Origin of the sequence: Methylobacterium platani (assembly GCF_001653715.1) — a bacterium.
In the GTDB taxonomy this organism is placed as follows: Bacteria; Pseudomonadota; Alphaproteobacteria; order Rhizobiales; family Beijerinckiaceae; genus Methylobacterium; species Methylobacterium platani.
Genome location: NZ_LWHQ01000015.1, coordinates 18,725 through 44,810 on the forward strand (window position 1 = coordinate 18,725; position 26,086 = coordinate 44,810).

At 73.3% G+C, this 26,086-nt stretch carries 21 protein-coding genes; 8 read left to right on the top strand and 13 right to left on the bottom strand.

Annotation, left to right across the window (positions count from 1 at the left end; translation table 11 throughout):
- Nucleotides 1-252 precede the first annotated feature (252 nt).
- Together A5481_RS07680 and A5481_RS07685 are read right to left on the bottom strand one after the other, a co-directional pair.
- Entirely contained in the window at nt 253-915 is a 663-nt protein-coding gene (locus A5481_RS07680) for a DUF2155 domain-containing protein (protein WP_048432839.1), read from the bottom strand.
- A 147-nt stretch (nt 916-1,062) separates the two neighbouring features.
- On the bottom strand, nt 1,063-1,479 hold the full coding sequence (locus tag A5481_RS07685; RefSeq protein ID WP_082173002.1) for an NADH:ubiquinone oxidoreductase subunit NDUFA12: 417 nt from the start codon (nt 1,477-1,479) through the stop codon (nt 1,063-1,065).
- Between the two features lie 503 nt (nt 1,480-1,982).
- Between A5481_RS07685 and A5481_RS07690 the strand changes: the two genes are divergently transcribed.
- Nucleotides 1,983-5,720, top strand: coding sequence for a vitamin B12-dependent ribonucleotide reductase (locus A5481_RS07690; RefSeq protein ID WP_048432840.1), 3,738 nt, complete (start codon nt 1,983-1,985; stop codon nt 5,718-5,720).
- Between the two features lie 184 nt (nt 5,721-5,904).
- On the opposite strand, the gene nikR is transcribed toward A5481_RS07690, so the two are convergent.
- The 11 genes from nikR to A5481_RS07745 form a co-directional block, all read right to left on the bottom strand.
- Nucleotides 5,905-6,366 carry a nickel-responsive transcriptional regulator NikR gene (gene nikR, locus A5481_RS07695; RefSeq protein ID WP_048432841.1) on the bottom strand — a complete coding sequence of 154 codons (462 nt, stop codon included), beginning with the start codon at nt 6,364-6,366 and terminating at the stop codon, nt 5,905-5,907.
- Nucleotides 6,367-6,369: 3 nt separating this feature from the next.
- Entirely contained in the window at nt 6,370-7,158 is a 789-nt protein-coding gene (locus A5481_RS07700; RefSeq protein ID WP_048432842.1) for an ATP-binding cassette domain-containing protein, read from the bottom strand.
- Nucleotides 7,155-7,949 (bottom strand): ATP-binding cassette domain-containing protein, encoded by a 795-nt coding sequence (locus A5481_RS07705; RefSeq protein WP_082173003.1) that lies wholly within the window; start codon nt 7,947-7,949, stop codon nt 7,155-7,157. Before A5481_RS07705 ends, A5481_RS07700 begins: the two co-directional genes overlap by 4 nt.
- The gene (gene nikC, locus A5481_RS07710) at nt 7,946-8,785 is read right to left on the bottom strand and encodes a nickel ABC transporter permease subunit NikC (RefSeq protein WP_053082288.1); all 840 of its coding nucleotides are present in this window, start codon (nt 8,783-8,785) and stop codon (nt 7,946-7,948) included. The genes A5481_RS07705 and nikC overlap by 4 nt, the downstream gene beginning before the upstream one ends.
- Nucleotides 8,782-9,723, bottom strand: coding sequence for a nickel ABC transporter permease subunit NikB (gene nikB, locus A5481_RS07715; RefSeq protein WP_048432844.1), 942 nt, complete (start codon nt 9,721-9,723; stop codon nt 8,782-8,784). Before nikB ends, nikC begins: the two co-directional genes overlap by 4 nt.
- Nucleotides 9,723-11,303, bottom strand: a complete 1,581-nt coding sequence (gene nikA, locus A5481_RS07720; RefSeq protein WP_053082289.1) for a nickel ABC transporter substrate-binding protein — start codon at nt 11,301-11,303, stop codon at nt 9,723-9,725. The genes nikB and nikA overlap by 1 nt, the downstream gene beginning before the upstream one ends.
- A 226-nt stretch (nt 11,304-11,529) precedes the next feature.
- Nucleotides 11,530-12,480 carry an ornithine cyclodeaminase family protein gene (locus A5481_RS07725; protein WP_048432845.1) on the bottom strand — a complete coding sequence of 317 codons (951 nt, stop codon included), beginning with the start codon at nt 12,478-12,480 and terminating at the stop codon, nt 11,530-11,532.
- Between the two features lie 13 nt (nt 12,481-12,493).
- Nucleotides 12,494-13,951, bottom strand: a complete 1,458-nt coding sequence (locus tag A5481_RS07730; RefSeq protein WP_048432846.1) for an aldehyde dehydrogenase family protein — start codon at nt 13,949-13,951, stop codon at nt 12,494-12,496.
- Nucleotides 13,948-15,225, bottom strand: coding sequence for an NAD(P)/FAD-dependent oxidoreductase (locus tag A5481_RS07735; protein WP_048432847.1), 1,278 nt, complete (start codon nt 15,223-15,225; stop codon nt 13,948-13,950). The genes A5481_RS07730 and A5481_RS07735 overlap by 4 nt, the downstream gene beginning before the upstream one ends.
- A 156-nt stretch (nt 15,226-15,381) precedes the next feature.
- Entirely contained in the window at nt 15,382-16,266 is an 885-nt protein-coding gene (locus A5481_RS07740; protein WP_048432848.1) for a GNAT family N-acetyltransferase, read from the bottom strand.
- Nucleotides 16,267-16,329: 63 nt separating this feature from the next.
- Nucleotides 16,330-17,202 carry a GNAT family N-acetyltransferase gene (locus tag A5481_RS07745; protein WP_048432849.1) on the bottom strand — a complete coding sequence of 291 codons (873 nt, stop codon included), beginning with the start codon at nt 17,200-17,202 and terminating at the stop codon, nt 16,330-16,332.
- A gap of 344 nt (nt 17,203-17,546) precedes the next feature.
- Here A5481_RS07745 and A5481_RS07750 point away from each other — a divergent pair, with 344 nt between their 5' ends.
- The 7 genes from A5481_RS07750 to A5481_RS07780 all read left to right on the top strand — a co-directional run bounded on the left by A5481_RS07750 (nt 17,547) and on the right by A5481_RS07780 (nt 26,049).
- Complete coding sequence (locus A5481_RS07750) at nt 17,547-17,903, top strand: cupin domain-containing protein (RefSeq protein WP_048432850.1); 357 nt, start codon at nt 17,547-17,549, stop codon at nt 17,901-17,903.
- Nucleotides 17,904-18,257: 354 nt separating this feature from the next.
- Nucleotides 18,258-19,772, top strand: a complete 1,515-nt coding sequence (locus tag A5481_RS07755; RefSeq protein ID WP_064503865.1) for a sensor histidine kinase — start codon at nt 18,258-18,260, stop codon at nt 19,770-19,772.
- Nucleotides 19,757-21,163, top strand: a complete 1,407-nt coding sequence (locus A5481_RS07760; protein WP_064503884.1) for a sigma-54-dependent transcriptional regulator — start codon at nt 19,757-19,759, stop codon at nt 21,161-21,163. Before A5481_RS07755 ends, A5481_RS07760 begins: the two co-directional genes overlap by 16 nt.
- Before the next feature lie 112 nt (nt 21,164-21,275).
- Entirely contained in the window at nt 21,276-22,034 is a 759-nt protein-coding gene (locus A5481_RS07765) for a hypothetical protein (RefSeq protein WP_064503866.1), read from the top strand.
- Nucleotides 22,035-22,135: 101 nt separating this feature from the next.
- The gene (locus A5481_RS07770) at nt 22,136-23,461 is read left to right on the top strand and encodes an MFS transporter (protein ID WP_064503867.1); all 1,326 of its coding nucleotides are present in this window, start codon (nt 22,136-22,138) and stop codon (nt 23,459-23,461) included.
- Between the two features lie 10 nt (nt 23,462-23,471).
- Entirely contained in the window at nt 23,472-24,563 is a 1,092-nt protein-coding gene (locus A5481_RS07775) for a metallophosphoesterase family protein (protein ID WP_048437079.1), read from the top strand.
- A 214-nt stretch (nt 24,564-24,777) separates the two neighbouring features.
- Nucleotides 24,778-26,049, top strand: coding sequence for an arsenic transporter (locus A5481_RS07780; RefSeq protein WP_048437080.1), 1,272 nt, complete (start codon nt 24,778-24,780; stop codon nt 26,047-26,049).
- Nucleotides 26,050-26,086 lie beyond the last annotated feature (37 nt).

Consider the following 26,086-nt stretch of genomic DNA (forward strand, 5'->3'; position numbering starts at 1 on the left):
ACGGGAGGAGGCCGGGCGGCGGCGTCGTTCGAGGGACTTGCTCGGGGCCGCCGTCAGGGCGCAGCGGGCGACGGGCCGGACGGCCCCGCTCCGTCAGGACGGGCCCGGCAGGACGCGCCTTGCCTGGGAGAGAGCGTCATCGGAGCCGGGGCGAGGCGCACGCGATACGTCAGCCCGTGCGGCGGGCACGGCCCCGGTCGTCGGACGTGACGGAGCGACGAGGCGCGCGGGATGTCCGGGCGTCGCCGCGCCTCAGCGCGGGTTCGGGTCCATCGGGTCGGCGCCGGCCGGGCTCGGGCCGCCATTGGTCGGGAAGAACTTGCGCGAGGGCGACTGGCGCGGCTGCACCGGGGTGCCGCGCAGCGGCTCGACGTCGACCTGGCCCTGGCGGTTGACCTGGCGGGCGCGCGGCGCCTCCTCGCCGCGGGCCTGCTCGCGGCGCTTGCGGCCCTCGGGCTTGGCGGCGGCCACCGGGGCGTCCTCCTGCTCCTTCGGCTCGGCCACGATGTCGGTGCCGCCTTTGCAGTCGACGAGCCAGACGTCGTAGATCGGGTGCTCGATCGCGTGCAGGCCGGGGCTCGAGGCGAACATCCAGCCGGTGAAGATCCGGCGGTACTTGTTCTCGAGGGTGACCTCGTCGACCTCCAGGAAGGCGGTGGTCTTGGCGCTCTCGGTCGGGGGCCGGGTGTAGCAGACCCGCGGGGTGAGCTGGAGCGCGCCGAACTGCACCGTCTCGTCCACCGCCACCTCGAAGGAGACGGTGCGGCCGGTGATCTTGTCGAGGCCGGCGAAGACCGCGGTCGGGTTGCGGATCTTGTCGGCCCGGGCCGGCGCCGGCGCGAGCACGGGCCCCAGCACGACGCCGCCGAGGAGCAGGAAGGCGCCCGCGGCGCGGCGTGCAGTCATGCGGCTCAAACCCAGTCGCTCCCGGCTGTTTCCGGGACGGCCCTTGCCGCCCCCGCGAGCCCGAATCAAGCGGGCGTGCGGGCGCCCGTCGGACGGCCCGCGATAGACACCCGGAGGATGGTGGAAAAAGGGCGGCGGCCTACGCGCCGGGGCCGCCTACTCGCCGGGAACCCACGGCACGTAGTCGCCGGTCGCCGCCGGCCGCTGGCCGTAGGAGAGCTGCGAGCCGCGCGGCCGGTAGGCCGCCACCGTGCCGGTGAGGTTCTCCTCGTGCGGCTTCTGCCACTCGCGCGGGACGTAAGATTCCTCGGAGGGCGGCACGTCGGTGGCGTGGCAGAGCCAGCCGCGCCAGCCCGGCGGCACCTTCGAGGCGTCGGCGTAGCCGTTGTAGATCACCCAGCGCCGCTCGGAGCCGACCGAGGCGTCGATCAGCGGGCCTTGCGCGCGGTAGTACCGGTTGCCGAGCTCGTCCGTGCCCACGAAGCTGCCGCGGCGCTTGGTGTAGAATTCCAGGCTGACGGTCGAGCCGCTCCACCAGGTGAAGATCCGAAGCAGGGTGTCTTTCAGCGCCATCGCGACCGTCTCTGGGGCTCGGGCCCTTAAGGAATGGGGGAGGCCCCCTTCGTCGCGCGGGACTATGGTGAGATGCCCCCCGGATGTCCAGCGCGTCCCGCGTCGCAGCATGAATCCGTCGCCGGACGCCCGCGGGGACCCGGTCGGCACCCCCGAATCGTCAACGGTCTGTGAACAAGTCGGTGGTCCACTCCCTCGCCGGCTGTGGGCGGCAGGAAGGCCCGCCGCGATTCTCCCATACCCTCCCGGTGCTTAAGCCGGGGTTCGGCGCTATCCACAGGAATCCGGCCCTTAACACTATATGTAGGGAGGAACGGAGTCGGTCGACACTAGTTGTTGACGTGTGGCCGCCAGGGTCGGTAGTTTCCAGGGTAGAGGACGGACGATCCCCGAGCGGGGTTCGGGTCGTCCGCCGAGCTCCCAGCGCCCCGCCATTCCCTGTAACCGGCGGACCCCGCACGCATGCGGGCGGTCCCCGGCTGTTCGTGACCGGAGAGTATCCCATGCGGTTCGAGCGTCGCATCACTTCAGCGGGGCAGTCGCCCTACGCCAGCATCCCGTTCCGCAAGGCGGTGAGCGAGATCCGCAATCCGGACGGCTCGGTGGTGTTCCGCCTCGAGGGCATCGACGTGCCGGAGGCCTGGAGCCAGGTCGCCTGCGACGTGCTGGCCCAGAAGTACTTCCGCAAGGCCGGCGTCCCGAAGGCGCTGAGGAAGGTCGAGGAGAACGACGTCCCCTCCTTCCTGTGGCGCTCGGTGCCCGACGAGGCGGCTCTGGCCCACCTCGCCGAGGGTGAGCGGACCGGCTCCGAGACCTCGGCGACGCAGGTCTTCGATCGGCTGGCCGGCTGCTGGACCTACTGGGGCTGGAAGGGCGGCTACTTCTCGAGCGAGGAGGACGCGGCCGCGTTCCACGACGAGCTGCGCGCGATGCTCGCCCGCCAGATGGTGGCGCCGAACTCGCCGCAATGGTTCAACACCGGCCTGCACTGGGCCTATGGCATCGACGGCCCGGCGCAGGGCCACTTCTACGTCGACTACAAGACCGGCGAGCTGACCCAGTCGGCCACCGCCTACGAGCACCCGCAGCCCCACGCCTGCTTCATCCAGTCCGTCGCCGACGACCTCGTCAACGAGGGCGGCATCATGGACCTGTGGGTGCGCGAAGCCCGCCTGTTCAAGTACGGCTCGGGCACCGGCTCGAACTTCTCGCGCCTGCGCGGCGAGAACGAGCGGCTCGCCGGCGGCGGCAAGTCCTCGGGCCTGATGAGCTTCCTCAAGATCGGCGACCGCGCGGCCGGGGCGATCAAGTCGGGCGGCACGACGCGCCGCGCCGCCAAGATGGTGATCGTCGACATCGACCACCCGGACGTCGAGGCCTTCATCGACTGGAAGGTCAAGGAGGAGCAGAAGGTCGCGGCGCTGGTCACCGGCTCCAAGGTGGTGTCGAAGCACCTCAAGGCGGTGATGAAGGCCTGCGTCAACTGCGAGGCCGCGGGCGACGCCTGCTTCGATCCGGAGCGCAACCCGGCCCTCAAGCGCGAGGTCAAGGCGGCCCGCAAGGCGATGGTGCCGGATGCCGCGATCAAGCGGGTGATCCAGTACGCCCGCCAGGGCTACACCGACATCTCGTTCCCGATCTACGACACCGACTGGGATTCGGAGGCCTACCTCACGGTCGCCGGCCAGAACTCGAACAACTCGGTCTCGCTCACCGACGATTTTTTGCGCGCCGTTGATGCGGATGCGGACTGGACCCTGAGCCAGCGCACGACGGGCAAGGTCTCGAAGACCGTCAAGGCGGCGGAGCTGTGGGAGAAGATCGCGGAGGCCGCCTGGGCCTCGGCCGATCCGGGCCTGCACTTCAACACCACGATGAACGACTGGCACACCTGCCCGGTCGGCGGGCGGATCCGGGCCTCGAACCCGTGCTCCGAGTACATGTTCCTCGACGACACCGCCTGCAACCTCGCCTCGGCGAACCTGCTGGCCCTCTACGACCGCGCGGCGAAGCGCTTCGACGTCGAGGGCTACGAGCACCTGTGCCGGCTCTGGACCGTGGTCCTCGAGATCTCGGTGCTGATGGCGCAGTTCCCGAGCCGCGAGATCGCCGACCTCTCCTACAAGTACCGCACGCTCGGCCTCGGCTACGCCAATATCGGCGGCCTCCTGATGACCATGGGCCTGTCCTACGATTCCCGTGAGGGCCGGGCGCTCGCCGGTGCGCTCACCGCGATCATGACCGGCGTGTCCTACGCCACCTCGGCCGAGATGGCGCGCGAGCTCGGGCCCTTCCCGGCCTACGAGGAGAATGCCGACGCGATGCTGCGGGTGATCCGCAACCATCGCCGCGCCGCCCACGGCGAGGCCACCGGCTACGAGTTCCTCAACACCAACCCGGTGCCGCTCGACCATGCCGGCTGCCCGCAGGGCGAGCTGGTGGAGCACGCCAAGGCAGCCTGGGACCGGGCCCTGCGGCTCGGCGAGGAGCACGGCTACCGCAACGCCCAGGCCACCGTCATCGCGCCGACCGGCACGATCGGCCTCGTGATGGATTGCGACACCACCGGCATCGAGCCCGACTTCGCGCTCGTGAAATTCAAGAAGCTCGCCGGCGGCGGCTACTTCAAGATCATCAACCGGGCGGTGCCGGACGCGCTGCGCAGCCTCGGCTACCGCGAGGCCGAGATCGCCGAGATCGAGGCCTACGCCGTCGGCCACGGCTCGCTCGGCCAGGCCCCGGCGATCAACCCGGGCTCGCTTCGCGCCAAGGGCTTCACCGACGACAAGATCGCCGCGGTGGAAGCGGGCCTGAAATCGGCCTTCGACATCAAGTTCGTGTTCAACCGCTGGACCCTGGGCGAGGACTTCCTCACCCAGACCCTGAAGGTGCCGGCCGACAAGCTCGCCGACCCGTCCTTCGACCTGCTGGCCTTCCTGGGCTTCAGCCGCAAGGACATCGAGGCCGCCAACGTCCACGTCTGCGGGGCGATGACGCTCGAGGGCGCGCCGCACCTCCGGCCTGAGCACTACCCGGTCTTCGACTGCGCCAACCCGTGCGGCCGGATCGGCAAGCGCTACCTCTCGGTCGAGAGCCACATCCGCATGATGGCGGCGGCGCAGCCCTTCATCTCGGGGGCGATCTCCAAGACCATCAACATGCCGAACGACGCCACGGTCGAGGATTGCAAGAACGCCTACCGGCTGTCCTGGACCCTGGCGCTGAAGGCCAACGCCCTCTACCGCGACGGCTCGAAGCTGTCGCAGCCGCTCAACGCCGCCCTGATCAGCGATGAATCGGAGGACGAGGACGAGACCGTCGAGGCCCTGCTGGCGCAGCCGGCGGTGGCGAAGACCGTCGCGGTGACGGAGAAGATCGTCGAGCGGATCGTCGAGCGCGTCGAGCGCCTGCGCTCCCAGGAGAAGCTGCCGAGCCGCCGCAAGGGCTACACCCAGAAGGCCAAGATCGGCGGCCACACCATCTTCCTGCGCACCGGCGAGTACGACGACGGGCGGCTGGGAGAAATCTTCCTCGACATGAACAAGGAAGGCTCGGCGCTGCGGGCCTTCATCAACAACTTCGCGATCTCGGTCTCGCTCGGCCTGCAATACGGCGTGCCGCTGGAGGAGTACGTCGACGCCTTCACCTTCACCCGGTTCGAGCCGGCCGGCTTCGTCCAGGGCAACGACGCGATCAAGAACGCCACCTCGGTGCTCGACTACGTCTTCCGCGAGCTGGCGATCTCGTATCTCGGCCGCAACGACCTCGCCCATGTCGACCTCTCGGAGATCGGCACCGCGGCGACCGGCGTCACCCCGGCGAAGCCCACCGCCTCGGATTCGGTGCCGGCCCACAACGTCGTGTCGCGCGGCCTGCTGCGCGGCTCCGGCGACCGGCTGACCCTGATCCACGGCGGCCCCGGCGGCACCACCCCGGGCGTCGCGGCCCCCGCCACGGGTCAGACCGCGCCGGCCGGCGGCTCCGTCCACGCGGTGCGGGGTGCGGTGGCGCTCAAGACCGAGCCGGCGCTCGCCGGGGCGATCGAGGCGCTGGCCGAGGCCCTCCCCTTTACCAAGCCGGACCCGGTGGCCCCCGGCCGCAGCGTCTCGGACCGCCGCGCCGAGGCGAAGATGAAGGGCTATGTCGGCGAGGCCTGCCCGGAATGCGCCAACTTCACCCTGGTGCGGAACGGCACTTGCCTGAAGTGCGACACCTGCGGCAGCACCACCGGCTGCAGCTGAGCGGCGTTGCCGGCTGAGCCGGGACCCGGCCCGTCCGGGTCGTCGTGAGGAGTGAGGGCAGGCGGCTCGCGACGGGCCGCCTGCCCTTTTCCGTTTCGTGGGACCGGTCGGGCAAAAGGAAATGCGCGGGTCTCCCCTCTCCCGTGCGGGAGGGGGATGCCGCGCCGGGACAGCACCCCGATCCTCAGGTCCGGATATGCTCGTGCGGATGCGGCTCGGGCCCGTGGCCGTGCTCGCCGAGCTCGATCGTCGCCGGGATGATCGACAGGCTGTCGTGGCGCACGCCGCGCTGGGTCGCGACCGCGTCGGCGAAGGCGAGGATGTCGCGCACCCGGCCGCGGACCAGGAGCGTGTGCAGGCTGGAGGCGTGGTCGAGGGGAACCTGGACCTGCGCGATCACCAGGTCGTGGCGGTGCTGCTGCACCTCGGCGAGGCGCTGGCCGAGGTCCCGCACCCCGGCCTCGGCGACGAAGGTGAAGGTCGCGACGCAGGACAGGTCCGGGTCGAGCCGGCGGCGCGTCTCGGCGAGGCCGCGCCGCAGGAGGTCGCGCATCGCCTCGGAGCGGCCGGCATAGCCGCGCTGCTCCACCGTGCGGTCGACTTCCGCGACGAGGTCCGGATCGAGGGTGACGGTGATCCGCTGCATCGCTCAGGGCCTCCCCGGCTCGGCCGGCAGCACGGCGTCGACGAGTTCGCGCGCCGCCGGATGCGTCAGGACGAGGGCGGGCCGGCACGGCGCGGCGTCGACGATGCGGCCCTCGCCCAGCACCACGACCCGGTCGGCGAAGCGGCGGGCCAGACGCACGTCGTGGGTGACGAGCAGGAAGGCGGTGCCGTGGCGGCGCCGCAGAGCCGCGAGCCGGTCGAGAATCTCGACTTGGCGCGGCGCGTCGAGGTTCGAGACCGCCTCGTCGAGGACGACGAGGGCCGGACGAGTGGCGAGCGCCCGGGCGAGGCCGACCCGCTGGACCTGCCCCCCGGAGAGCTGGCCCGGCAGCCGACCGGCGAGGTCGGGGTCGAGGCCGACCCCGTCGAGGAGATCGGCGACCCGGGCGGGGTGCGCGGCGGCCGGCAGGTCGGTCAGGTGGCGCAGGGGCTCGGCCAGGATCCGCCCGACCGCATGGCGCGGGTTCACCGCCGAGAGCGGATCCTGCAGCACCATCTGGACCGCCGCCCGGAAACGCTTCTGTCCGGCCCGGTCGAGCCCGGCGAGGGATTGCCCGCGAAACAGCACCGTCCCGCGGTCGGGCGCCTCGAGGCCGAGCAGCAGGCGGGCGAGCGTGCTCTTGCCCGAGCCGCTGCGGCCGATCAGGGCGACGCACTCCCCCTCGGCGATCGCGAGATCGATCCCGTCGAGGACCGTCCGGGGCGCTCCCCGCCGCCAGCCCGCACCCGGATAGGCCTTGCCGAGGCCGACGGCCGTCAGCACCGCCGTCATGCGGGTATCTCGTGCAGGGCGCGGTGGGCGGCGAGCAGCGCCCGGGTCGCCGGCGCGGCGGGCTCGGAAAAGAGCGCGGCGGCGGGGGCGGTCTCGACGATCCGCCCCGCCTCCATCACCGCGACGCGATCGGCGAGGCGGGCGACGACGCCGAGATCGTGGGTGACGATCAGGAGCCCCAGGCCCCGCTCGCGCACGAGGCGCGCCAGGAGATCGAGGATGCGGCCTTGCGCGACGAGGTCGAGGTCGGTGGTCGGTTCGTCGGCGATGAGGAACGGCGCGCCGGAGAGGAGCGCCAGCGCGATCATCGCCCGCTGCAGCATGCCGCCGGACATCTGGAACGGGTAGAGGTCGGGCCAGCGCGGGTCGTCGCCGAGGCCGGCCGCCGCGAAGGCCGCGTCCCTCGCCGCCCGGCCGGGGGCCCCGCGGAGACCCGCCACCGCCAGGGTCTCGCCGGCATGGTCGCCGATCGTGCGCAGCGGGTTGAAGGCGGTGCGCGGCGCCTGGAGCACGCAGGCGACGGCCCGGCCGCGCAACGAGGCGGGCTCGGCGTCCGCGCCGTCGAGGAGCACCCGGCCACCGGTGCGCCGGGTGCCCGGGGGCAGCACGCCGAGGAGGGCGGCGCAGGCGAGCGACTTGCCCGACCCGCTCGCCCCGACGAGGGCCAGGACCTCGCCCGCGCGCAGTTCCAGGGTGGCGTCGCGCACAAGCGGCACCGCCTCGCGGCCGCGCCGGGCCTCGCGCCACGTTTCCACGGAGAGGCCCTCGGCCCGGAGAATCCGGGCGCTCACAGGCCGCGCCCCGCGACCAGCGCCGGGTCGAGGCGGTCGCGAAGCGCGTCGCCGAGGCGGTTGAAGGCGAGCACCGCGAGCGCGATGGCGAGGCCCGGCCACACGACGAGGAGCGGGCGGGTCCAGAAGAACGGGCGGGCGTCGTTGATCATCACGCCCCATTCCGGCGTCGGCGGCTGCACCCCGAGGCCGAGGAAGGAGAGGCCGGCGACGTGCAGCGCCATATGGCCGATATCCAGGGTGGCAAGCGCGGCGAGCGGCGGGACGACGCCCGGCAGCACGTGCTCGGCGAAGATCGCGAGCCGCGGCGCCCCGGCGATCCGGGCCGCCAGCACGTAGTCGCGGGTCTTCAGCTCCAGGACGAGGCCGCGCACGATGCGGGCGTACCAGGCCCAGTGCGACAGCACGATCGCCGCGACGACGTTGACGAGGCCGGTGCCGAGCGCGCCGATCATGAACAGGGCGAGCACGAAGGTCGGCACGGTCAGGAACACGTCGCACAGGCGCATCAGCACCGCGTCGACCCGCCCTCCGACCATGCCGGCGAGCCCCCCGACCGACAGCCCGAGCGCCACGACGACGGCGAGCACGACGAGGACCGCGCCGAGGGTGGTGCGCGCCCCGGCGATCAGGCGCGAGAGGATGTCGCGGCCGAGATGGTCGGTGCCGAGGGGGTGCGCGAGGTCGGGCGCCGCGAAGCGGTGCGCGAGGTCGACCGCCAGCGGATCGTGCGGGACGAGGAGCGGCCCGGCGAGAGCCAGCAGCACGAAGCCGGCGGCGAGCGCCCCGGCTGCGGCGACGGAGCCGGACCGGGCGGGCAGGCCGGCGGTCGTCATGCGGAATCCTGCCCGAGGCGGATGCGCGGGTCGAGCCAGGCATAGGCGAGGTCGACCGCGAGGTTGCAGAGCACGAACACCACCGTCATCACCAGGGTGAAGCACTGGATCACCGGGTAGTCGCGGTCGTAGATCGCCGAGACCGCGTAGCGGCCGACGCCCGGCCAGGAGAAGATCGTCTCGACGACGAGCGCCCCGCCGAGCAGCTCCCCGACATGCATGCCGGTGGCGGTGACGACGGGCACCAGCGCGTTGCGGAAGACGTGGCGGCGGGTCACCGCGCGCTCGGAGAGGCCGCGCAGGCGGGCGTAGAGCACGTGGCGGCCGCTGCCGGCCTCCAGCATGCCCGCCCGCAGGAGCCGGGCGTTGACCGAGAGCGACATCAGGCCGATCGCGAGCGCCGGCATCACGAGATGGGCGAGCGTGCCGCGTCCCATCGCCGGCAGCCATCCCAGGGTCACCGAGAAGGCGACGACGAGCAGGAACGCGACCCAGAAATTCGGCAGCGAGACGCCGAGCACCGCGACGGCGCGCACCAGCCGGTCCTGCCAGCCGCCGCGATGCCCGGCCGCCCAGGCGCCGAGCGGCAGGCTCAAGGCGAGGCTGACGACGAGCGCCGTGCCGGCGAGTTCGAGGGTGGCCGGCAGGTAGCCGAGGAGGTCCGGCAGCACCGGCCGGCGGGTGGCGTAGGACAGGCCGAAATCGCCGTGCAGCGCCCGCCACAGCCAGTCGAGGTACTGGACCGCGAAGGAGCGGTCGAGGCCGAGCATCGCGCGGGCGTCGGCGAGCGCCGCGTCGGTCGGCGGCACCTGCGACAGGCGCAGGTAGTCGAGCGCCGGGTCGCCGGGCCCGAGCCGCAGCACCACGAAGACGAGGAGCGAGACGCCGAGCAGCATGACCGGGATCAGCGCGAGGCGCGCGAGAGCGAAGCGCAGCATCAGCGGGCGGCCCGGGTCGAGGCCGGCCGCATCGCGGCGAACGGGATCTCGTTCAGCGTCGCGCCGAAGCCGACGCCGGCGACCGTCGGGCGATGGACCTCGATCGCCACGGCGTAGGAGATCGGCAGGTAGACGGCCGCCTCGTGCAGGGCCGTCAGGATCGTCGCGGTGAGGCGCCGGCGCTCCGCCGGGTCGGTGGCGGCCAGCGCCGCCGTGATGGTGGCGTCGATCTGCGGCTTGTCGGGCAGGCCCCGCTGCGCCTGATAATCGGCGTGCGAGGGCGCCCGCATGGCGCTGAGAAAGGAGGCGGGATCGTAGGGCGGGCCCCAGATCTCGCCGAAGATCAGGCCGAAGCGGCCGTCCTTCTGGCGGGCGAGGATCGCGCTCTCCTCCTCGCCGACGAGGCGGACCGCGATGCCGATCCGGGCGAGATCGGCCTGGATCACCTCGGCGATGGCCTTCTGCTGCGCGTTGGTGCCGACGAAGTCGAGCTCGACGCCGAGCGCCCGGCCGCCCTTCGCCCGCACACCGTCGGGCCCCCGGACCCAGCCGGCCCCGTCGAGGAGGGCGTCCGCCGCCGCCCGGTCGAAGCCGTGGGGCGCAAGCCCGACATCGGCGTCGGGCACGCCCGGGGCGAACAGGAAGTCGGCCCGGGGCTCGATCCCGTCGAGGACGGTGCGCACCAGGGTGTCCTTGTCGATGGCGCGGTTGATCGCGCGCCGCACCGCGGGATCGTCGGTCGGGAAGCGGGCGGAGTTGAGCGCCAGCACGCGGGTGGCGAGGGGCTCCGAGACGGCGGCCGAGAAGGCCGGCGCCTGGCCGCGCAGGCGCAGGAAGGCTTCCGACGGGATCTGCCCGGCGGCGCCGTAGACGAGGTCGATCTCGCCGGTCTGGAGCGCGATGGCGCGGGTGTTGGGATCCGGGATCACCTTGACGACGAGGCGCGCGAAGCCGGGCTTTCCCCCCCAGTAGGTCGGGTTGGCCGCGAAGGTGTCGGAGACGCCGAGCTGCGTCTCGACGAGGCGCCAGGGGCCGGTGCCGATCGGCGCCCGGAGGCCGGCGGCGGTGGTGCCGCCCTCCCCCATCGCGGCCGGCGAGACGAAGCGGAACGGGCGCGGCAGCGAGAGCTCCCGCAGGGTCGGCGCATGGGGCGCCTTGAGCACCAGGCGGACGGCCAGGGGACCGGTGACCGCGACGCGGTCGATCTGCCGGGCGAGGTCGAGCCAGTCGTGGCGGGCACGGTTGGCGAGGATCGCGTCGAAATTCGCCTTCACCGCGGCGGCGTCGAACGGCGCGCCGTCGCTGAAGGTGACGCCGGCGCGCAAGGTGAAGTCGTAGGTCCGCCCGTCCTGCGAGATCGTCCAGGCGGTGGCGAGCCAGGGCTCGACCGTGCCGTCGACCCGGTAGCGGACCAGCGGCTCGTAGACGCTCGCCTGCGCGAACATCTGGTTCGGCGCGTAGAGGTGCGGGTTGAGCGGCCCGACATTGGTCGGCCAGGAATAGGTGAGCTGCTGAGCCTTCGCCGGGGCGACGGTGCAGGCGAGGAGTGCGGCGACGGCGAGGCTCGCCAGCTTGGACATCGGGCCGTCCCGGTATGAGGAACGCAAGAAAAGCTCTTACGCTTCTACGGGAGCGGGCGGGGCGGGGCCAGTGGCGATCGGCCGCTGGTGGCGCCGGTCCGGCTGGGCGCGCCTCCACCCTTCCGTTGGCGCAGGTTCGAGCATTCCCGCACCGACCCCTTTTTTTCGGACGGCGGGAGCGTCGGCGGCAGGAGATCCGGGAAAGGGCGGCGTCCGGACGGGGAGCCTATTCCGCCGTATCCCGCGCCGCTTCCAGCAGGAACTGCCCGATATACAGGTCCTGCAGCGCGATGCCGGAGCTGTCGAAGACGGTGATGTCGTCCGGGCTCGTGCGGCCGGGGCAGCGCCCCTCCAGCACCGCGCCGATCGGGTTCAGGGTCAGCGCGCCGGCCTCGATCCGCTCGCGGACGTGCTGGAACTCGCCGATCTCGACCGACTGCGCGGGCAGGTCGCAGAACAGCCGCGCCCGCTCGAACAGCGCGACCGGCAGTTCCTGCTTGCCGCGACCGTCGGAGCCCATGCCGGCGACGTGGGTCCCGGGGCGCACCCACTCCGCGGCGAAGAGCGGCGCCTGCGACGGCGTTGCGGTGACGATGACGTCGGCGGCGCGGCACGCCTCTTCCGCATCCGAGACCCGGACGTCGAGGGTGATGCCCTGCTCGGCCAGGCGGGCGGCGACGCTCCCGGCCTTGGCGCGGTCGCGCGCCACGACGTGGAGGCGCCGGAGCGGCAGGATCCGGGCGAGCGCGCCGACCTCGTATAGGGCCTGGTTGCCGGCGCCGAAGATCGCCAGCGTCTCGCTGTCGGGCCGCGCCAGCGCCTTGGCCGCCACCGCGTCGGCGGCGGCGGTGCGGTAGGCGTTGGCGGCCGCCGCCTCGACCACCGCGCCGATCCGCCCGCAATCCTGGTCGATCAGCAGGATCGTCGAGTTGTGGCGCGGCAGGCCGCGGGCCGGGTTGTTGTGCCAGAACGCCCCGACCTTGAGGCTGGCAAGCTCCGCCGTGGCGCCCGACTTGATCGAGAACCGGTCGCGCGGGTCCGACGCGAAGGCGATGACCGCCGGGTAGACCCGCGCCGCCTCGGACGCCGCCGCGACCAGCGACCGCCGGATCGGCTCGAACGCCGCCTCGTGCGAGATCAGCCGCGACGACAGGTGTTCGGGAATGAAGGTGACCATGGTCGCCCGCCTCCTACCGGTAGTACCCGAGGATCGCCTTGGTCTCCAGGTACTCCTCCATGCCCTCGCGGCCGTATTCGCGGCCGTTGCCCGACCGCTTGTAGCCGCCGAACGGCGCCTGCGGATCCCAGTCGGGGGCGTTGAGATGGACTTGGCCGGCGCGGATTTGCGAGGCCACCCGGCGCACCTGGTCGAGATCGGTGCCGTGGACGTGGGCGCCGAGGCCGTAGATCGTGTCGTTGGCGATCGCGATCGCTTCCTCGACGGTGTCGTAGGGGAGGATGGCCAGCACCGGCCCGAAGATCTCTTCCTGCGCGATCGCCATGTCGCGGCGCACCTCGGAGAACACGGTGGGGCGGGCGAACAGGCCGCTGTCGCAGCCCTCGGGCAGCCCCGGCCCGCCGGTGACGAGCTTGGCGCCCTCCTCGAGGCCGATCCGGATCATCCGCTGGATGCGGTCGAACTGCGCCCGGTTGGCGATCGGACCATGGGTCGTCGCCTCGTCCGAGGGATCGCCGACCACGAACCCGGCCGCGGTCGCCTCGGCCAGGGACTCGACCTCGGCGAGCCGGTCGCGGGGGACGATCATCCGGGTCGGCGCGCTGCAGGACTGGCCGAGGTTGCGCATCGCCGCCGCGACGCCCAGCGGGATGCAGCGGGCGAGGTCGGCATCGGGCAGCACGACGTTCGGCGACTTGCCGCCGAGCTCCTGGGCGACGCGCTTGACCGTCGGCGCCGCGGCCTGCGCCACCAGCACGCCGGCCCGGGTCGAGCCGGTGATCGAGACCATGTCGACCTCGGGATGGGTCGCCAGCGCCTCGCCGACCACCGGTCCCGTGCCGTTGACGAGGTTGAACACGCCCGCCGGGCAGCCGGCCTCGTGCATCACCTCGGCGAAGAGGAGCGCGCTCAGCGGCGACAGCTCGCTCGGCTTCAGGACCACGGTGCAGCCGGCGGCGAGCGCCGGGCCGACCTTGGCGGTGATCTGGTAGAGCGGCCAGTTCCAGGGGGTGATGAGCGCGCAGACGCCGATCGCCTCGCGGGCGATGGCGGTGGTGCCGCGCTGCGACAGGAACCGGAAGGTCGCGAGGTTGTCGCGCGCGACCCGCAGATGCGCGGCGGCGAGCGGGACCTGGGCGGTGCGGGCGTACGTGATGGCGGCGCCCATCTCGGCGCTGAGCGCCCGGGCGAACAGCTCCAGCCGCTCCAGCACCAGGGCGTGGACGCGGTCGAGGAGGGCGGCGCGCGCGGCGGGCGTCGTCCGCGACCAGGCCGGGAAGGCGCGGCGCGCCGCAGCGACCGCGGCCTCGACGTCGGCGGCGTCGCCGAGCGCGATCTCGGCGATCGGCGCCTCGGTCGCCGGGTCGATCACGGCCGCCCGTTCACGACCCGACGGATCCCGCCACGCCCCGTCGACGTAGAAGCGGCCGAGGCGGCCGGCCGCGGCCAGGTGCCGGATGGGGTCGGTCATTGGAAGCGGTCCTTGAGGCGGTAATAGGCGCCGACGAGCGGCAGGAACCAGGGCGGGCCGACATGGCCGGGAATCGCCGGCCAGGCGAAGTCGGCCCAGGGGTTCAGCTCGGCGCGCCCGTCCATGACCTCGGCCATGATGGTGCCCATCAGGGTCGACATCTGGGTGCCGTGGCCGCTGTAGCCCATGGAGTAGTAGATGCCGTCGCGCTCGCCGGCCCGGGGCAGCCGGTCGCGGGTCATGTCGACCATCCCGCCCCAGCAATAGTCGATGCGCACGGTCTTCAGCTCGGGGAAGACGTCGTGCAGGGCCGCGCGCAGGATCGCGCCGCTTTTCGCGTCGGAGGCCGGATTCGACACCGCGAACCGCGCCCGGCCGCCGAACAGCAGCCGGTTGTCCGGCGTGGTGCGGAAGTAGTTTACGAGGTTCTTGGTGTCGGTGCCGTTGCGGCGGCGCGGCGTCAGCCGGTCGAGGACGTCCACCGGCAGCGGCTCGGTGACGATCAGGAAGGCGCCGACCGGCACGATGCGCCGGCGTACCCAGCCCAGCGGGCCGGCCTGCGAGATGCCGCTGGCGAGAAGGACCTGTTTCGCCCGGACCGTGCCCTTCCGCGTGCCGACGAGGTGGCCGCCGCCGGGAGCGGCCGTCAGGCTCGTCATCGCCGTGCGCTCGTGGATCGCGACCCCGCGCCGGGCGGCGGCTTCCGCCAGCCCGCGCACGAAGCGCCCGACATGCAGGGCGGCGCTCTTCCGGTAGATCAGGCCGCCGTGATAGCGCTCGGACCCGACCTCGGCGTGCAGATCCGCCCGGCTCACCATCGCGGTGTCGGGATCGACGCTGGCGGCGAGCAGTTCCTGGCTGCGCGCCAGCTTGTCGTAATGCTCGGGCTTGGCCGCCAGCTTGATCTTGCCGACGCGGGCGAAGTTGCAGTCGATCGCCTCTTCCCGCACCAGCCGCTCGACCGTGTCGACCCCGGCATCGAAGGCGCGGTAGAGCGTGTTGGCGAGTTCGGGCCCGAGCCTCCCTGCGAGCGTCGCGTAATCCTGGGCAAAGCCGTTGTTGCAATGGCCGCCGTTACGGCCCGAGGCGGCGTTGCCGATCGTCTCGGCCTCGAGCAGCACGACGCGGGCGCCCTTCTTGGCCAGCGCCAGGGCGGCGGAGGAACCGGTGAGGCCGCCGCCGATCACCGCGACGTCGCAGGTCCCCTCGACCGGGCCCCGGGCGCCGCTCGCGAACGGCGTCGAGGTGTCGAGCCAGTAGGAGGTGAGCTTCATGGCAGCTTCCGCGATCTTCGAGGCCGAGCGGGCGCGGGGGCCCGGAGCGGATCGCGGCGCGGTCCACCCTCGGCAGGTTTCGTCGGGACGATCGCCGGATCCGCGAGGCATCCGGCACGCAACGGGGAACCGGCGGAGGGGAGCCCGCCGGCCGCCTCAGTTGAGCGACTGGTTGGAGAGCGCGAACACGCGCATCGCCCCGGCCGGCGGCAGGGTGCCGCGCACCATGGTCAGGGCGTCGCCCGTTCGCGGCAGGCCGATCCCGGCCAGCCAGGGCGAGAGCCCCGTATCGGCCGCGGTGTCGATCCGCACGAAGCGGCCGGCGAGGCCGGCGAGCGCCGCCTCGATCAGCCGGCGCGCCTCGGGCTCGGTCCCGGCGACCACCGGCCCGATGACGTGGCCGCGGCCGAAGGCGCGCGCGATCGCGTAGCCGGCGGGCGCGCCGTCGCGCAGGAGGACGACACCCTCCCCCGCCGCGACCAGGGCCTCGACGAGCGGGCGCCGGTCGAGCCCCGTCGCCGCCCGGTCGAGGCGCAGGACGGCGTCGCGATCCGCCGGCCCCATCGCCCGCACGCGGTCGTCCGGCGCCGCGGCGGCCGGGGCCGTGTAGGGGCCCTGGTGCTGCAGCAGGGTGCCGACCGGCACGAAGCCGTGGCGCTCGTAGAGGGCCCGCCCCTCCGGGGTCGAGTTGAGGAGGATGCTGCGGGACCCGGCCGCCTCGAGCAGCGCCCGGACCAGCCGCGTCCCGTAGCCCCGCCCCTGCGCCGCCTTGGCGACGATGATCATCCCGACGGTGGCGTGAGCCTCGCCGCAGGGGAACAACGCCGCCGTCCCGAGCACCGCGCCGTCGCGTTCGAGCGCGAAGCCCCGGCCGAGCCCCAGCGCGAAGTCCCAGTCCTCGATCCGGTAGGGCCAGGCCATCTCCCGCGACAGCGCCAGGGCGCCGGCGCGATGCGCCTCGGCGAACGGGACCAGCGCGACGGGATCGGCCTCGCCCCGGGGATCCGGGAGAGTGGCCGTCGGGAAGGTAGCGGCGTCCATGGCGGGAACGGGCGTCTCGATCGAAGGAAGGAAAAGGCGGGCTCGTCGCGGTTGCGCGGGGGATCAGCTCAGCGCATGCGCGGCCAGGGCGTAGGTGCCCGGGGCACCGGGCTCGACCTTCGGCAGCGGCGCGCCGCGGGTCATGGTCGTCACGGTGTCGTGCAGGGTCAGCCCGGCCGCGTGCAGGAAGGTGCGGAGCACGCCTCCCGCCTGGCGCGTGTCGACGCGCACGAACTGGCCGTCGAGGCCGTCGAGGAGCGCGGCGACGAGCTGCACCGCCTCGTCCTCGCTCTCGGCGACGACCGGCCCGATGACGATGCCCCGCCCGAACGGGCGGCGCATGGCGTAGGCCGCGAGGCGCCCGCCGCGCCGCAGGCCGCGGATCTCGGCGACCCCGGCGAGGCGTGCCATGAGGGCGGACCGGTCGGCGCCGAAGGCCGCCGCGTCCAGGGCCGCGACCTCGGGTATCCCGGTCGCCGGTATCGTCTCGACCGCGCCCGCGTCGCCGGGCATGACCGGCCGCGCGTAGCCCTGGCACTGGTAGACGGTCGCCTGCGGCACGAAGCCGAGGGAGAGGTAGAGGCTGTAGGCGGCGCGGGTCGCGTTGAGGATCAGGCGGCGCTCGCCGCATTGCCGGAGGATGACCTCCATCATCCAGCGCCCGCCGCCATGGGTCTGGACCCGCGGCGAGGTGATGACCATGCCGATCGTCGCGCAATCCGCGCCGCAGGGGAACCACATCGCCGAGCTGAAGATGCGGCCGATCTCGTCGAGGGCGACGAAGCCGTGCCCGACCTCGCGCAGGAAATCCCAGTCGGCCGCGCGATGCGGCCACTCGACGCCGAGGGACAGGCCGTGGAGCCATTCCACGTCGACGGAGGCGATATCCTGCGAGGCGAGGTCGAAGGATTGCAGGCGCATCGTGCTCTGGGACATCGTCACCGCATCCTCTCCCCGGCGTCCGGCCGGTGCGTGCGCCCCGAACCGGACCCGCATCGCCACGGCCTCACCGCTCGCCCCAAGATGACCGCGTCCGGTCCGCGGTTTCTGCCGAGGATCGGGCGGTTTTCGGAATTTTCGACCGAACTGTCCCGCGCGACGGCAGGAATGCCGGCGGCGGCCCCTGTAGTGTCGAGGCGGTCGCGATGGAGGCGGGCACGACGCCGCGCCGCCAGCGTCGCCCCTCCCCGTCCGCCGATCGGCCGGGCCGACGATCCAGGTCGACGACGTCAGTCGACGACGCAAGCGGGTCCGTCCCTCGCGCCGCAAAGGAAACCGGCATGTCCCTCCTCGTCACCCTCGACCCCAACCCGACCTTCGCGCCGAAGCCGGGCCTGCCGCTGCCCGAGCGCCTGATCGCCGGCGCGCCGGAATTCAAGACCTGGGCGCAGGACGAGTCCCGCGACGGGATGGTCAAGAGCGGCGTCTGGGAAGCGACCCCGGGCGAGACCCACTCGATCAAGGGCACCACCTTCGAGTTCTGCCACATCCTCTCCGGCCTGGTCGAGATCGAGGAGACGAGCGGCGAGACGAAGACCTACAAGGCGGGCGACAGCTTCGTCATGAAGCCCGGCTTCGTCGGCATCTGGCGCACGATCGAGACGGTGCGCAAGATCTACGTCTGCGTCTACGAGTGAGCGCGACGGCGGGATAGTCCTGGAGTGGACTGGCCCCGGGCCCGGACACCCGACGAAAGGCGGCCGGGAGGCCGCCTTTTTCCATTGCTGCCGGGCCTCGCAACACGCGAGGGCGATGCAAGCCGGTCCGCTCGACACGGCTGGCGCGGGATCCCCTCTCCCACTCGGCAGGGCCGTCCGGGGAGAGGGGAGGCGCGCGCGGTCTTTCACCGGCGAGGGTCAGTCGGGCGGGAACGAGTGGGGAGCACGTCGCCGCCGATTTGCGGCCCCCGGCCCGTCCATGGGAGAAGGCCCAAGCCTTCCATCCCAAGCCTTCCAGCCCAAGCCTTCCAGCCCATCCCCCCGTCGCCGGCCATGGCCCTCCGCCTCCACTCGCTCCGCGCCCACCTCCTCGCCCTCTGGGTGCTGCTCCTCGCCTCGGCCGCGGCCACCGCCTACCTGCTCTCCGAGGTCTACACCCAGTCCGCCGCCGTGCAGGTCGCGCAGGCCGAGATCGAGGTCGCCCGGGCCTGCCGCGAGATCGGCGACCGGTTCGCGTTCTTCAGCGCCGGCTGGAACGGCAGCGCGGCGGAGGGCGACGAGACCCTGACGCGGCAGCTCACCGACGTGGTGGTGACGGCGCTCGCCAGCCATCCGGGGGTGGAGGGCGGGATCTGGACCGCCCGCGGGGGCTCGGCGGCCTACGCCTTCCCGACCTACGAGGGCACCGGCCCGAAGACCGACCTTCCGGCGGCCGAGATCGACACGATCCGGCGCATCAACGCCGAGACCCTGACTGCCGAGCGGCCGGTGGCGACGCGGCGCGTCGCCCGGACCCAGACCCTGGTGGTGCAGGGCTGCCCCTTGCGCGGCCCGCTCCAGGGCGCGACCGCCTGGACCATGGCGCGGGTCTATACCGACCAGGGCCGGGCCTACGGCCAGCTCCTCGCCGGCTTCGGCTTCCTGGCGGCGACGGTGCTCGGCTCGGCGCTGCTGCTCGGGCGGCTGCTCCTGGTGCTCGGCCGGCGGATCGCCCGGCTCGAGGGCGAGCTCGGGCCCGACCCGCGGGACGGCGGCGGAGGGGGCGAGGGGGGACACGCCGACCTGCCGCGTCTCGCGCCGACCGGCCTGCGCGAGCTCGACCGGCTGGTCGAGGCGCTGAACGCGGCCGGCGGGCGCCTCGCCGCCGCCCGGCGCCGCGCCGCGGAGGCCGAGCGCCTCGCGGCCCTGGGGCAGCTCACCGCCGGCATCGCCCACGAGATCCGCAACCCGCTGGCGGCGATCCGGCTCAAGGCCGAGAACGCGCTGGCGAGCGCCGATCCGGCCCGGCCGCGGGCCGCCCTCGACCTCGTGCTGACCCAGGTCGCCCGCATGGACCGGCTCCTGCGCGACCTCCTCAGCCTGACCCAGCCCCGGGTGCCGGCCCTCGCGCCGACCGACCTCGCGGGCCTCTTGGCCGAGAGCGCCCATCTCCACGACGACCTCGCCCGGGCCCACGCGGTGCGGATCGCCGTCGGCGCCGCCGCCGCCGGGCGCCCGCTCCTCGACGAAGCGCAGGTCCGCCGCGCCCTCGACAACCTGCTGCTCAACGCGATCCAGCACAGCCCGGCCGGCGGCACGGTGCGGCTCTCGGCCCTGCGCGAGGGCGACCGCGTGCGGATCCGCGTGAGCGACGAGGGCCCCGGCGTGCCGGAGGCCCTGCGGCCCCGCCTGTTCGAGCCCTTCGTCACCGGGCGCCCGGACGGGACCGGGCTCGGCCTCGCCCTGGTGCGCGAGATCGCCCGCGCCCATGGTGGACAGGTGCGCCTCGCCGCCCCACCTCCCGAAGCTCCGGGTCCCGGCGCGACCTTCGAGCTCGATCTGCCATGGCCCCCATCGCCCACATCCTGATCGTCGACGACGAGCCCGCCCTGCGCGAGGGGCTGGCCGAGACGGTGAGCGATCTCGGCCACCGCCCGGTGCTGGCGGCCTCGGGCGCCGAGGCGCTGGAGCGGGTGGCGGCCGACCCGGCCATCGCGGCGGTGCTCCTCGACCTGCGCATGCCTGGCGAGCTCGACGGGATGGCGGTGCTGCAGCGCCTGCGCGCGCGGCCCGCGCCGCCGCCGGTCGCGGTGCTGACGGCCTTCGCCAGCGCCGAGAACACCATCGAGGCGATGCGGCTCGGCGCCTACGACCACCTGACGAAGCCGGTCGGCCGGGCCGAGCTCGCCGGTCTGCTCGGCGGGATGCTGGCCCGCCCCGCGGCGCCCCCGGCCCCGCCCGCATCGCCGGAGGCCTCCTGCCTGATCGGCACCAGCGAGGCGATGCGCCGGGTGCAGAAGGCGGTGGGGCTCGCCGCCGACAGCGACGCCACGGTCCTGCTCCACGGCGAGACCGGCACCGGCAAGGAGGTCGCGGCCCGGGCGCTGCACGCCCATGGCCGCCGGCGGGCCGGCCCGTTCGTGCCGGTGAACTGCGCGGCGATCCCCGCCGACCTCCTCGAGAGCGAGCTGTTCGGGCACCTGCGCGGCGCCTTCACGGGGGCGACGCAGGACCGGCCCGGCGCCTTCCGGGAGGCCGAGGGCGGCACCCTGTTCCTCGACGAGATCGGCGACATGCCGCCCGCGATGCAGGCCAAGATCCTGCGGGCTCTGCAGGAGCGGGTGGTGACGCCGGTCGGCGGCCGGCCCGTGCCCGTCGCCGTCCGGGTGGTGGCCGCGACGCACCGCGACCTGCCGCAGCTCGTCGCCGAGGGCGGCTTCCGCCAGGACCTGTTCTACCGCCTCAACGTCGTGCCGATCACCCTGCCGCCCCTGCGCGAGCGCCTCGCCGACATCCTGTCCCTGGCCGAGCACTTCCTGACCCTCAGCGGCGCCGGGCCGAAGCGCCTGGGCGCCGAGGCCGCGGCCGCCCTGATGCGCCACCCCTGGCCCGGCAACGTGCGCGAGTTGCGCAACGTGATCGAGCGGGCGGCCCTGCTCGCCCGTGGCCCGGTGATCGGACCGGCGGATCTCGGTCTCTCGGGGAACCTCGGCCTCGCGGGAGACGGGATGGCGGCCGCATCCCTGCCGGATGGGCGGGACGGGGATCGGCCCGGGGACCTGCCGGGCGCCGTGGCGCGCCTGGAGGAGGCGATGATCCGCCGGGCCCTGCGCGACAGCGGCGGCAACCGCGCCCAGGCGGCCAAGAGCCTCGGAATCCAGCGCCAGCTCCTCTACGCCAAGATCGAGCGCTACGGCCTGCTGCGCGAGGCCGAACCGTCGGGAAACCCGACGGAGGCTGTCGCGAATCCCGACGCCTGAGCGCGGCCTTCCGCAGGATTTTCAAGGTGCAGCAAGGACTTGTCGGTTGGCACGGGAGTTGACTACCGCTCCCCCCGAGCCGGCCGCCCGCCGGCACGCACGAGCGACGAAGATGCAGACAGGCAAGCATCGCCACCCGGCGGCGGTCCTCGCGGCCACGGCCTTGGCGGCGACATTGGCGGCGGCGACCTTGGCGGCCTGCCCGGCCGCCGCGCAGGACGGTTCGGTCTGGGATCCCGGCACCCTGCCGGAGACGAAGGGGACGGTGAAGCAGTACACCCTCACCCCCCGGGGCGACGTCGACGGCCTGATCCTCACCGACGGCACGGAGGTGAAGCTGCCGCCGCGGCTCTCCGGCGCGGTGGTGTTCACGGTCCGGCCCGGCGACGCGGTGACGGTGCGCGGCATGCGCGCGCGGGCGCTTCCCCTCGTCGACGGCGCCCAGATCCGCAACGAGGCGACGGGCGCGACCCTCGTCACCCTGGGCCCGCCCGATCCGGCGGCGGAGGAGACGGTGACGAGCGGCCGCGTCGCCGCCCTGCTGCACGGGCGCCGCGGCGAGGTGAACGGCGCGCTCCTCGACGACGGCACCACCTTGCGGCTGCCGCCGCACGAGGCGGCGCGCCTGGGGTCGACGCTGCAGGTCGGCCGGAGCGTCAGCGTCCGCGGCGCCCCGGCGAGGAGCCCGCTCGGCACCGTGGTGGAGGTGCGTGCCCTGGGCACGAGCCCCGAGAGCCTGACCGAGATCGCCGGCCCCCCGCCGCGCCCGCCGGGCCCGCGCGGCGCGGCCGGTCCCGGCGCCCCCCCGCCGCCCGGCCCCGGCGCGCCGCCTCCGCCCCCGCCCGGGGCACCGCCCCCGCCGCGGCCCTGACGCTGCAACGCAGGGGCTTAATCCGTTCGGCTCGCAACTTTTCGCGATCTGACCGGTTCTCGGCTCCGGATCGGTCGGTCCTTCCTCAGGGAGATGTCACGGTGAGCACGGTCACACCCGGTCCTGCCTCTGCGTCCGCAAGCGAGGACCGACAGCCGTCCCGGCGCGCCCTGCGCGGGCTCGACGCGCTCAACTTCACCCTGGCCGACGTGCGCGACGGCCTGGGGCCGTATCTGGCGATCTACCTCATCGCCGTGCGCGGCCCCGACCAGGGCTGGAACGAGGCCACCACCGGCATGGTCATGACGATCGCCGGCATCGCCGGCCTGATCGCCCAGACCCCGGCCGGCGCGCTGATCGACCGCTCGCAGCACAAGCGCGCCATCGTGATCGCGGCGGCGCTGGCGGTGACGCTGAGCTGCCTCGCCCTGCCGTTCATCTCGAATTTCTACGCCGTCGCCGCGACCCAGTCGCTCGCCGGCATCGCCGGCGCGATCTTCCCGCCGGCGCTCGCCGCCATCACCCTCGGGGTGGTCGGCCCCAAGATGTTCTCGAAGCGCATCGGCCGCAACGAGGGCTTCAACCACGCCGGCAACGCCGTCTCGGCGGCCATCGCCGGGGGCCTCGCCTACCTGTTCGGGCCGATCGTGGTGTTCTGGCTGATGGGCATCCTCGCCGCGCTCTCGATCGGCGCGATGCTGATGGTCCCGAACGACGCCATCGACAACGACCTCGCCCGCGGCCTCGACAGCGCCGAGGACCAGGCCGGCGAGCAGCCCTCCGGCCTGACCGCGCTGCTCCAGAACAAGTACCTGATGCTGTTCGCGCTGCTGGCGGCGATCTTCCACCTCTCCAACGCCGCGATGCTGACCTCGGTCGGCCAGCTCCTCACCCATCTGTCGGGCAAGGACAACGCCACCTCGCTGATCGCGATCTGCATCGTGGCGGCGCAATGCGTGATGGTGCCGGTGGCGATGTTCGTCGGCCACAAGGCCGACGCGATCGGCCGGAAACCCATCTTCCTCGCCGCCTTCGGCGTGCTGGCCCTGCGCGGCGTGCTCTACACCTTCTCGAACAACCCGTTCTACCTCGTGGCGGTGCAGCTCCTCGACGGCATCGGCGCCGGCGTCTACGGCGCGCTGTTCCCGATCGTGGTCGCCGACCTCACCCGCGGCACCGGCCGGTTCAACGTCAGCCAGGGCGCCGTCGCGACGGCGCAGGGGCTCGGCGCCTCGTTGAGCGCGACGCTGGCCGGCGTCATCATCGTCTCGGCGGGCTACTCGACGGCGTTCCTGACGCTCGCGGCGATCGCCGGCGTCGGCTTCGGCCTCTACCTCCTGGTGATGCCCGAGACCCGCGGCTTCGAGCCGGCCCAGGCCGGCACCCCCTCCGATCCCACCGGCCGCCCGGCCCTGGCCACCGCCTGAGGACCGGACCATGACGACCCCGCTCGCCTTCGCGCATATCGGCGACCTGCACCTGACCCGGGCGGAGGCCGACAACGCCCGCGACTTCTCGGCCATCGTCGCGCAGATCGACGAGACCGAGGGGCTCGACTTCGTGTTCGTGCCCGGGGACAACGCCGACAACGGCCTTCCTGAGCAATACGCCCTGGTGCGGGCCGGCCTCGACGGCTTACGCCTGCCCGTCCACGTCATCACCGGCGACCACGACATGGAGGGCGGTAGCCTCGACGCCTTCTATGCCGGGCTGGGTGCCCGCCGCCTGCCCTACGCGGTCGACGTGCGGGGCGTGCGCTGCCTGTTCCTCGACATGTGCGGGCCGGGCACCGGCGGGCCGGATTTCCGCCTCGGGGCCGATCAGGTCGCCTGGCTCGCCGCCGAGCTGGAGCGGGCGGGTCCCCGGGACTGCGCCCTGTTCATGCACAGCTACCCCGCCGACCTGAAGGGCGAGGGCGAGGCGGACCGCGTCGCCGCCCTCATCCATCGCGGGCCGGTGCGGCTCGTCGAGATGGGCCACACCCACTACAACGAGCTCGCCAATGACGGCCGCACCGTCTACGCGGCGACCCGCTCGACCGGACAGATCGAGGAGGGCCCGGTCGGCTACGCGGTCGCCGCCCTCGACGGCGGGGTGGTGAGCTGGCGCTTCAAGGAGCTGGCCCGGCCCTGGCCCTTCGTGCTGATCACCGCCCCCGCCGACCGGCGGCTGGCCTTCGACGCCGGCCACGTCGTCGGCGAACGGTTCACCCTGCGCGCCCTGGTGCTGGGAGCGGCGGAGCGGGTGGAGTTCCGCATCGACGACGGCCCGTGGCGGGCGATGACCCGGCCGGACGGCGCGCGCTGCCACGAGGCCGCGGTGACCTGGCCGGCCGGCGCCCGGGCGATCGCCGTGCGGGCGCAGGCGGCCGGCGCCGAGGACGCCGACCTCGTCGAGCCGGCGCGCGACCCCGACGGCCTCCCGACCTCCCGCGGCATCGGCAGCGACGCCGACGCGCTCGGCGCCTGGGAGGACCGGGGATTGCTCGGCACCCAGCTCGGCCCGAACCGCAACGGGCGGCAATGGTGAGGGCGGACCGCGCCGTCCCTCGGATCCCCACCTTCCTCCCACCCGCGACCTCATCCTGAGATGCGAGCAAGGCGAGCCTCGAAGGAGGGCTCCGGACGCCTCCGCGATCCCCGGAGGCCTCCTTCGAGGTCGCGAACGGGATGGAAGCTAGCCTCGCCGAACCTGCCCGCCACCTTCCCCCTCTCCCGACCGTGACGACAGGACCTCTCACCCCATGGCCGCGCTGACGCTCAGCCCCAACCTCGCGACCTGGGCGATCGCCGCCCTCGCCACTCTCGGCGTCATCGTGCGCCCGTTCTCCTGGCCGGAGGCGATCTGGGCGGTGGCGGGCGCCCTCGCGCTCGTGGTGCTCGGCCTCATGCCGGCCGGCACCGCCTGGGAGGGCGTGCTCAAGGGCACCGACGTCTACCTGTTCCTCGTCGGCATGATGCTGATGTCGGAAGTGGCCCGGAAGGAGGGCCTGTTCGACTGGCTCGCCGGCATCGCGGTGCGCACCGCCAAGGGCTCGGCGACCCGGCTGTTCACCCTGGTCTACCTCGTCGGCACGGTCGTCACGGTGTTCCTGTCGAACGACGCCTGCGCGGTGGTGCTGACGCCCGCGGTCTACGCCGCGACCCGCGCCGCCAAGGTCGAGAACCCCCTGCCCTACCTGTTCATCTGCGCCTTCATCGCCAACGCGGCCTCGTTCGTGCTGCCGATCTCGAACCCGGCGAACCTCGTGGTCTTTGCCGAGCACATGCCGCCGCTGACCCGGTGGCTCGCCCTGTTCGGCCTGCCCTCGGTGCTGGCGATCCTGACGACCTACCTCGTCCTGCGGCTGACCCAGAACGGGACGCTCAAGCAGCAATCGGTCGCCACCGACGTCGAGGCGAAGGCGCTCTCCCGCACCGGGATCGTCGCGGGCCTCGGCATCGTGGCGACGGGCGCGGTGCTGATCGGCGCCTCGGCGCTGGGGCGCGATCTCGGCCTGCCGACCTTCGTGGCCGGGCTCGCCACCACGCTGATCGTGCTGGCGCTCCGTCGCGGCAGCGGCGCCGTGGAGGTGGTCAAGGACGTGTCCTGGAGCGTGCTGCCGCTGGTCGCCGGCCTGTTCGTGCTGGTCGAGGCGCTCGAGAAGACCGGGGTGCTGGCGATGATCGCCGGAGAATTGCAGCGCGCGGCGGCGGCATCGGCGACCGAGACCGCCTGGGGCGCCGGCGCGCTGATCGCCATCGCCTGCAACCTCGTCAACAACCTGCCGGCCGGCCTGATCGCGGGGGCGGCGGTGCAGACCGCGCACGTGCCCGAGAAGGTGGCGGGCGCGGTGCTGATCGGCGTCGATCTCGGGCCGAACCTCTCGGTCACCGGCTCGCTCGCCACCATCCTGTGGCTCACCGCGATCCGGCGCGAGGGCCAGGACGTGAGCTTCTGGAGCTTCCTCAAGCTCGGCGTGCTGGTGATGCCGCCGGCCCTCGGGCTGGCGCTCGCAAGTCTCCTCCTCGTCTGACTCCCCCTCGTCCGATCCCTCCCCTCGCGAATGGAAG